Consider the following 8453-nt stretch of genomic DNA (forward strand, 5'->3'; position numbering starts at 1 on the left):
GGCGCGCCGCGCCGATCTGGGCAAGAACAGGGGGCGCCCCTTGGCGCCGCCTCCCTGGCGACCCACCATCACAGCCACACCGGACCGGGCGCTCCATGGACAACGACGAGTTCCTCATCCTCCGCAGCGGCGAAGCCAATGGCCTCGTCACGCCGCAGGAGGCCCTGGATGCCATCGAGGATGCCTGGCGGGACTACGCCACCCATCGCCAGGTGCTCTCCACGCCCCCCGCCCTGGGTCTCAAGGGCCAAGGCGCGACGTTCAAGGTGAAGGGCGCCGTGCTGCCGGGCGCCAGCCTCGCGGGCTTCCGGATGATCGCGGATGCGCCGGAAGCGGCGCGGGACTGGTTCTGGCTGGCGGACAGCGCCACGGGCAGGCCGCTGGCGATGATGGATGAATACTGGCTGCATTGCCTGCGCACGGCCGCCACCGGCGCGCTGGCCGCGAAGCTGCTGGCCCGCCCGGGCGCGACAACCGCCGCGCTGATCGGCGCCGGGCGCATCGCCGCCCATCTCCCCGCCTGCCTCGCCGCCGCGCTGCCCGGGATCACGGACCTCCATGTCGCGGCCCGACGGACGGAGGCGGTGGAGGAATTCGTCGCCAAGGCGCCCACGGACCTGACGCTCAAGCTCCACGCCGCGCCCTCCGTCGCCGATGCCGTGCGCGATGCCGACATCGTCATCACCATCACCGCCGCGACCGAGACCTTCCTCGACGCCTCCATGGTCAAGCCCGGCGCGACCGTCATCGGCCTCGGCGACATCGAACTGCACGCGGACCTGCTGGGCTGGGCGAACCGCTTCGTGGTGGACGACCTCGTCTTCGCCCTGACCATCGGCAATGTCGGCGCCTGGATCGCGAGTGGTGCCCATACGGCGGAGGCGGTCACCGCGCGGCTCGACGCCGATGTGGGGCAGATCGTCGGCGGCGCGAAGCCCGGCCGCACCGGCGATTCGGAGAACATCGTCGCCATCATCCAGGGCATGGCGATCGGCGACCTGGCGCTGGCGGCGCTGGCCTGGCGCAAGGCGCGCCTCCGTCGCCTCGGCATCCGGGTCAACCTCGGCGAGCCCGCGAACCCCCAGCTCCGCGGCCCGACACCCCGCCGGAATCGCGCCATCCTGCGCTGAGGCTTGACTTCGCCACCCCGCGCTAGAACATCCAGGCCTTGAACCAGCAGGGCCGAGCATGGACCTGGCGCCCTTCCCGGTGGCCGAACGCGCAGCGTTGGTGATCGAAAGCGCCGCCGTCGGGCGCCGCTACCATCGCCTGCGCCTGGATGCGCCGGATCTGTCGGCGGCCAGCCGCCCCGGCCAGTTCTTCCACCTGCTCTGCCGCGATGGCGGCGGCAATGGTCCCTATCTGCGACGCCCGATGAGCATCTGGCGCTGCGGGCCGGATGAGGCGCTCGGCTTCCTGTTTCATGTGAAGGGCAGGGGCACCGCGGCGCTGGCGGCGCTGCGTGCGGGCGACCGGCTTTCGGTGGTCGGCCCGCTTGGCCAGGGTTTTGCCCTGCACCCCGACTGGCGCCGCATCCTGATCCTCGCGCGCGGGGTCGGCCTCGCCACGCTGGCGCCGCTGACGGATGCGGCGGCGCGGCTCGGCATCGCGGTGGATTGCGTGCTCTCCGCCCGCGATCCCGCTGATCTGATGGCCGGGGAATTCGCCGGCCAATCGGGCGCCGCGGTCACGGCGGTCTTCGACAGTGACGGCAGCAGCGACATCGCCCCGGTCGAAAAGCTGCTGCGCGCCCGCTTCGACACGTCTCGCCCCGATGCCGTCTTCACTTGCGGATCGAACCGATTGTTCCTGCTGCTGCAACGGCTTTCCGCCGAATACGCCATCCCCGGCCAGATCGCGCTGGAACAGCAGATGGGCTGCGGGCTTGGCATGTGCTTCTGCTGCGTCCGGCCGATCCGCGCGCCGGATGGGGAAACCGTGAACCTCCGCGTCTGCGCCGAGGGCCCGGTCTTCGACCTCCAGGCCGCGCTGGCATGGTAGACCTCACGACCCGCATCGGCGCCGTCACGCTGGCGAACCCGGTCATGCCGGCGTCGGGCACCTTCGGCCCCGAACTCGCGCAGGTCTTCGACCTTGATGTGCTGGGCGCGCTGGTGACGAAATCCGTCACGCCGGAACCCCGCGCCGGCAACGCCCTACCCAGGCTGTGCGAGACGGAGGCGGGAATCCTCAATTCCATCGGCATCCCCGGCAAGGGCCTCGACTACTTCATCGCGCACACCATCCCGGAATGGCGCCGCTTCCGCGCGCCGCTCATCGTCTCCCTCTCCGCCGGCACCAACGCCGCCTTCGCCGATGCCGCCGCGCGCCTGGCCGAGACCCCCGGCATCACGGCCATCGAGGCCAACATCTCCTGCCCCAACCTTGAGGAAGATGGCCGCGCCTTCGCCATGTTCCCGGACAGCGCCGCCGCCGCCATCGCCGCCATGCGGGCGCGCTGCGCATTGCCGATCTGGGCCAAGCTGTCGCCCAATACCGGCGACATCGCGGCGGTGGCGCGGGCGGTGGAGGCGGCGGGCGCGGATGCCGTGGTGGTCGCCAACACCATCCTCGGCCTCGCCATCGATATCGATAAGGCCACGCCGAAGCTCGGCGCCGGGATGGGCGGCTTCTCCGGCCCCGCCTTCAAGCCCATCGCGCTGCGCCTGGTGTGGCAATGCGCCCAGGCCCTGCGCATCCCCGTGATCGGCGTCGGCGGCATTGCCAATGCCGAGGATGCGGTGGAGTTCATGATGGCCGGCGCCACCGCCGTGCAGGTGGGCACCGCCAGCTTCATCAGCCCGACGGCCATGACGCAGGTGATCGACGGGCTGCGGGATTTCTGCACGCGCCGCGGTTTCACCCGCAGCGCGGACCTCACGGGCCTGGCGCTGCCCGGGCAGGGGCGCATCGCCGCCGAATAGGCGCTGTCTTGACACCGCCCGCCCGCTGCCCCTGATAGTGCTTAGTCCTCGAAGGAATAACGCCCATGCTGCGCCAGGAGCAGAACGAGCTCGTCACCCGCACCGGCCCCGGCACGCCCATGGGCCAGCTCTTCCGCTCCTACTGGATTCCCGCGCTGCTGGCCGAGGAACTGCCGGAAGACGGCTGCCCGCCTGTCCGCATCAAGCTGCTCTCCGAACGCCTGCTGGCGGTGCGGGACAGTGAGGGCCGCTACGGTCTGATCGACGAATTCTGCGCCCATCGCGGCGTCTCGCTCTGGTTCGGCCGGAACGAGGATGGCGGCATCCGCTGCCCCTATCACGGCTGGAAATACGACGTGACCGGGCAATGCGTGGAGGTCCCGTCCGAGCCCGCCGAGAACGGCTTCTGCCAGAAGATCAAGCTGACCGGCTACAAGCTGGTGAAAATCGGCGACATCCTCTGGGCCTATATGGGCCCAGAGGAGAGCGAGCCGCCGCTGCCGGAATGGGAATTCGCCAAGGTCGCCCCCGCCCAGACCTTCACCAGCAAGCGACTGCAGGAATGCAACTGGCTGCAGGCGATGGAAGGCGGCATCGACAGCTCCCACGTCTCCTGGCTGCATCGCGGCGCGCTGAACACGGACCCGCTCTTCAAGGGCGCCAAGGGCAACCAGTACAATCTGAAGGACGCGAAGCCGGTCTTCGAGGTCGTGGAAGCACCGGGAGGCCTCTATATCGGCGCCCGCCGCAATGCCGAGGATGGAAAGTACTACTGGCGCATCACGCCCTGGGTGATGCCGAGCTTCACCATGGTGCCGCCCCGCGGCGACCACCCCGTCCATGGCCATTTCTGGATTCCCATCGACGACGAGAATTGCTGGGCCTGGTCCTTCGACTACCACCCGACCCGTGCGCTGACGGACCATGAACGCCAGGCGATGCTGGATGGCCACGGCATCCACGTCACCTACGTCCCCGGCACCTACCGCCCGGCGGCCAACAAGGACAACGACTACCTGATGGACCGCGCCGCGCAGAAGCGGGGCGATACCTATTCGGGTGTGGCCGGCATCGCCATGCAGGATGCCTCGCTCCAGGAAAGCATGGGCCCCATCGTCGACCGCACGAAGGAGAACCTGGTCTCCACCGACAACGGCATCATCATGGCCCGCCACCGCCTGGTGCGCGCGGCGAAGGCGCTGGCGGAAAAGGGCGTGCTGCCGCCGGGCCGCGATGCGGCGCACCAGCGCGTGCGCTCGGCCGCCGTCATCCTGCCGCCGGACCAGGCCTTCAAGGACGCCGCCGCCGAGGACCTGAAGGTCCGCGAGGGCGTGAAGCAATCCTCCGTCTGATGGAATCCCAATCGGCCCGCGCGACGACGGCGGCGGAATCCCGCTTCCGCGTCGCCAAGCCCAATTCGCTGCCGCGCACGACAGCGATCATCCCGCTCGACCCCGCCGCCGCCGCCACGCTGGCCGAACTGCGCGATGCCGGCTGGCAACGCGCGATCTTCGTTGACCTGGATGAGGGCGGCGACTGGCTCGCCGAACTCCCCGACCGCACGCGGGCCCTGGTACGGGCGGTGACTGAGGCAAGCCTGGTCCTGCTGGTCGCCACCGCCGGCGCCGATGCCCGCGCCGCCGCCATCGTCGCGGAAGCCGCGCAGGCAAGGGGCCGCATGATCGCCGCCGTGGTGCTGGACAGCGGGGATGCCGATCCCGCCGCGCTGGAACGCAGCCTGGCCGTGCTGCGCCCGCACGCCACCATGCTCGTCCTGGCCGATGGCACGGACTACATCGCCGCCATGCTGGAAGCCCTGCGCGCGTGAACCGGCATGTGGTGATCATCGGCGGCGGCCAGGCCGGCGGCCGCTGCGCCGAAGCCCTGCGCAAGGGCGGCAGCGACGCCCGCATCACCATGCTGGCCGAGGAACCCCATGCCCCCTACGAACGCCCGCCGCTGTCGAAGGATGTGCTGGCCGGCAAGGCCGCGCCCGACAGCACGCGCATCCCGCTCGACTGGGCGGGCCTCGGCATCGACATCCTTGAAGGCGTCCGCGCCGAAGCCATCGACCGCGCCGCGAAGCGCGTCCAGCCCGCCGGCGGCGCCGCACCCATCCCCTATGACACGCTGGTCATCGCCACCGGCGCCCGCCCGCGCCGCCTGGCCGCGCTGACGGACCCGGATCTGCCCGTCTTCGCGCTGCGCAACCTGGAAGACGCCGCGGCCCTTCGCGCCATCCTCACCCCCGGCCGCCGCATCCTGCTGATCGGCGGCGGCGTCATCGGGCTGGAGGTCGCGGCCACCGCCGCCGGCCTCGGCGCCCATCCCATCGTGGTGGAGATGGCGCCCCGCCTGATGCCCCGCGGCTGCCCGCCTCTGATCGCGGACCGCCTGCTGGCCCTGCATCGCGCCCGCGGCGTGGAAATCCATCTCGGCACCGGCGTCATCGCCGTGGATTGGGCCGGCGCCGGCATCATCGCGACGCTGGGCAATGGCGAACGGATCGAGGCCGATGGGATCGTGCTGGGCATCGGCGCCGCCCCTGATGATGGCCTGGCCGCCGCCGCGGGTCTCCGCACCCAGGACGGCATCCTGGTCGATGGCCATGCCCGCAGCCTGGATGATCCGGACGTGCTCGCCATCGGCGACGTCGCCCGCCATCCCCTGCCGCGCTTCGGCCTCACGCTCCGCCAGGAAAGCTGGCGCCATGCGGAAGCCCATGCCCGCCACGCCGCCGCCGCGCTGCTCGATCCGACGCTCGCCGATTATGACGATGTCCCCGGCTTCTGGTCCGACCAGCACGGCACGCGCCTGCTGGTGGAGGGCCTGCCGCAGGAGGGCCAGGAAATCCTGCGCGCCAGCCCGACCGAATCCACCTGGCACATCGCCCCCGATGGCCGCCTGGTCGGCGCCGCGACGCTCGGCGACAACAAGGCCATGGCCGTCGCCCGCCGCCTGATCGCCGCCGGCGCCCGCCCGGACCCCGCCCGCCTGGCGGACCCCGCCACCGATCTTCGCACCCTGCTACGCTGAACACGGCCAGACCGCGCCCCATGGAGGGCGTGGCGGCACCGAGGAGAAACGTTCCATGCCCAGCCGCCGCGCGCTGCTTTCAACCGCGCTCGCCACCGCCGCCATCCCCGCCCGCGCGCAGGATGGCTGGCCCAACCGTCCCATCCGCATCACCGCCCCCTTCGCGCCGGGCGGCAGCGCGGACACGCTCGGCCGCCTGGTGGCGCAGGAACTCCAGACCGCGCTCGGCCAGTCCGTGGTGGTGGAGAACCGCCCCGGCGCCGGCGGTGTCCTCGGCTCCCTGGCCGTCGCCCGCGCCGCGCCGGATGGCTACAGCTTCGTCATCTCCGGCATCGCGAGCCATGTCGTGGCGCCCGCCATCAACAGCGCGGCCGGCTTCGATCCGGTGCGCGACTTCACCCACATCGCGTTCCTCGGCGGCCCGCCCACGGTCTTCATCGTCAACAACAATGTCCCGGCGCGGAACCTGGCGGAATTCGTGGCGCTGGCCCGCGGCGGCCAGCGCTTCGCCTTCGGGTCGCCAGGTGCGGGCACCCATGGCCACCTCTTCGGCATCGCCTTCATGAATGCCGGACGGTTCGAGATGGACCACATCCCCTATCGCGGCGCCGGCGCGGCCATGGGCGACATCATCGGCGGCAGCGTGCCGGCGGGGTCCATCACCCTCTCCTCCGCCGCCGGCGCCATCCGCGGCGGCACGGTGCGCGCCCTCGCGCTGACCACACCGACGCGCGCCCGCAGCTTCCCGGACATCGCCACCTTCAGCGAACAGGGTTTTCCCGAACTCTCCGCCATGACCTGGTTCGGCCTTTCCGGCCCCGCCGGCCTGCCCGCGCCCATCACCGAACGCCTGAACCGGGAAGTCGTGCGCGCCATGGCGCTGCCCCGCATCCGCGACAGGCTGGAAGCCGATGCGACGGAGGCTGTATCCATGACCGCCGCCGAATACACCCGCTTCATCGAAACCGAGACGGCGCGCTGGGCCCCCATCGCCCGCGCCGCCGGCGTCCGCGCCGACTAGGAAAGCCCTGCCCATGCCGCTCCTGCCCCTCATCGCCACCACCGCCATCGCCGACGGAGAGGGCCAGCGCGTGGACACGCCCGAAGGCGCCTTCGCCGTCTTCAACCTGGGCGGCGAGTTCTTCGTGCTCGACAACACCTGCACCCACGGGCCGGGCAACCTCGGCGATGGCTTCATCGAGAATGAGGAAGTCGAATGCGACTTCCACCAGGGCCGCTTCGCCATCCGCACCGGCGCCGCCACCGCCGCCCCCTGCATCGATCCCGTGCGCGTCTGGGACGTGGTGATCCAGGATGGGCAGATCTGCATCGACCCCAAGGCGGGGCATTACGCGGTATGAACCCGTCCGATGAACGGAGGGCCGAAGGGCCCGGAGGTCTGAATCGGCCGGGAGGACAGCTTCCAGTTCTCGCGATTGCGCTCGGCGACCCCGCCGGCATCGGCCCCGAACTTGCCCTCAAGACCGCGCTGCACCCGCGCACGCGCGAATTGTGCCGCCCCATCCTGGTCGGTGATCCCGGCGTCATCGCGCATCACGCCGCCACCGCCGGCATCACCGCCCGCCTGGTCGAACACGCCAGCGCGGACCACGCGGAAGCCGTGCCCGACACGGTCGATATCCTGCCCCGCCAGCACTTCGCGCCCGGTGAATTCACCCTCGGCAGCGTCACCGCGCAGAACGGCCGCGCCTCCCTCGACAGCGCCGCATCCGCCATCGCCGCCGCCCGCGCCGGCCAGGTCCATGCCGTGCTCGCGGCACCCATGAACCAGACCGCCATCGCCGCCGCAGGCATCGCCTTCGACGGCTACCCCACCTTCGTCGCCCGCCAATGCGGCATGGCGGAGGAAGACGTCTTCCTCATGCTCTGCTTCGACACCACGCGCATCGTCCACATCACGCTGCACGTCCCCGTCGCCCGCGCGCTGCAACTGCTGACGCAGGATCGCATCACCGCCGCCATCCTCGCCGCCGACAGCGCCCTCAAGCGCCTCGGCATCGCCAGGCCCCGCATCGCCGTCGGCGGCCTCAACCCCCATGCCGGCGAAGGCGGGTTGTTCGGCAGCGAAGACGACACGATCACCACCCCCGCCATCGCCGCCGCCCGCGCGGCCGGCGCCACCGTGGACGGCCCCTTCGGCGCCGACACGATGTTCCACAAATCGGGCTACGACGCCTTCACCGTCATGCTGCACGACCAAGGGCACATCGCCGCGAAAATGGTCGCTCCCCACCGCACCGCCGGCCTCACCATCGGCGCCCCCGTCCTGTTCTCCTCCGTCGCCCACGGCTCCGGCCACGACATCGCCGGCCGCGGCCAGGCGAACCCGACCGCCATGATCGAAGCCGTGGCGCGGCTGTGCGGGGCGGGGTGAGGGCGGTCCCGGGCCTGCGCTGATGGCTCCTGGAGAGGGGCCGCCGGCCCCTCTCCAGACCTCACCCCGCCAGGGGCCAGCGGGCCCCTGGACCCCAG

At 71.2% G+C, this 8453-nt stretch carries 9 protein-coding genes; all 9 read left to right on the plus strand.

Translation table 11 applies throughout. The features are described 5' to 3' along the window. The first annotated feature begins 95 nt into the window (after positions 1-95). The 9 genes from ACTIE5_RS25920 to ACTIE5_RS25960 all read left to right on the plus strand — a co-directional run bounded on the left by ACTIE5_RS25920 (position 96) and on the right by ACTIE5_RS25960 (position 8355). Positions 96-1130, plus strand: a complete 1035-nt coding sequence (locus ACTIE5_RS25920) for an ornithine cyclodeaminase family protein (protein WP_439552629.1) — start codon at positions 96-98, stop codon at positions 1128-1130. Between the two features lie 58 nt (positions 1131-1188). Further along, positions 1189-2001: a dihydroorotate dehydrogenase electron transfer subunit gene (locus tag ACTIE5_RS25925; protein ID WP_439552630.1), complete on the plus strand. Its 813-nt coding sequence runs from the start codon at positions 1189-1191 to the stop codon at positions 1999-2001. Continuing rightward, positions 1995-2924 carry a dihydroorotate dehydrogenase gene (locus tag ACTIE5_RS25930; RefSeq protein WP_439552631.1) on the plus strand — a complete coding sequence of 310 codons (930 nt, stop codon included), beginning with the start codon at positions 1995-1997 and terminating at the stop codon, positions 2922-2924. Before ACTIE5_RS25925 ends, ACTIE5_RS25930 begins: the two co-directional genes overlap by 7 nt. Before the next feature lie 65 nt (positions 2925-2989). Continuing rightward, the gene (locus ACTIE5_RS25935) at positions 2990-4276 is read left to right on the plus strand and encodes a Rieske 2Fe-2S domain-containing protein (RefSeq protein WP_439552632.1); all 1287 of its coding nucleotides are present in this window, start codon (positions 2990-2992) and stop codon (positions 4274-4276) included. Further along, the gene (locus tag ACTIE5_RS25940) at positions 4276-4752 is read left to right on the plus strand and encodes a hypothetical protein (RefSeq protein WP_439552633.1); all 477 of its coding nucleotides are present in this window, start codon (positions 4276-4278) and stop codon (positions 4750-4752) included. Before ACTIE5_RS25935 ends, ACTIE5_RS25940 begins: the two co-directional genes overlap by 1 nt. Then, positions 4749-5960, plus strand: a complete 1212-nt coding sequence (locus tag ACTIE5_RS25945) for an NAD(P)/FAD-dependent oxidoreductase (RefSeq protein ID WP_439552634.1) — start codon at positions 4749-4751, stop codon at positions 5958-5960. The genes ACTIE5_RS25940 and ACTIE5_RS25945 overlap by 4 nt, the downstream gene beginning before the upstream one ends. A gap of 55 nt (positions 5961-6015) precedes the next feature. Further along, positions 6016-6981, plus strand: a complete 966-nt coding sequence (locus tag ACTIE5_RS25950; RefSeq protein ID WP_439552635.1) for a Bug family tripartite tricarboxylate transporter substrate binding protein — start codon at positions 6016-6018, stop codon at positions 6979-6981. A 13-nt stretch (positions 6982-6994) separates the two neighbouring features. Further along, positions 6995-7321, plus strand: a complete 327-nt coding sequence (locus ACTIE5_RS25955) for a non-heme iron oxygenase ferredoxin subunit (protein ID WP_439552636.1) — start codon at positions 6995-6997, stop codon at positions 7319-7321. After that, the gene (locus tag ACTIE5_RS25960) at positions 7318-8355 is read left to right on the plus strand and encodes a PdxA family dehydrogenase (RefSeq protein WP_439552637.1); all 1038 of its coding nucleotides are present in this window, start codon (positions 7318-7320) and stop codon (positions 8353-8355) included. The genes ACTIE5_RS25955 and ACTIE5_RS25960 overlap by 4 nt, the downstream gene beginning before the upstream one ends. The last annotated feature ends 98 nt before the right edge of the window (positions 8356-8453 follow it).

It is taken from the genome of Falsiroseomonas sp., assembly GCF_051859025.1.
Lineage (GTDB): Bacteria > Pseudomonadota > Alphaproteobacteria > Acetobacterales > Acetobacteraceae > Falsiroseomonas.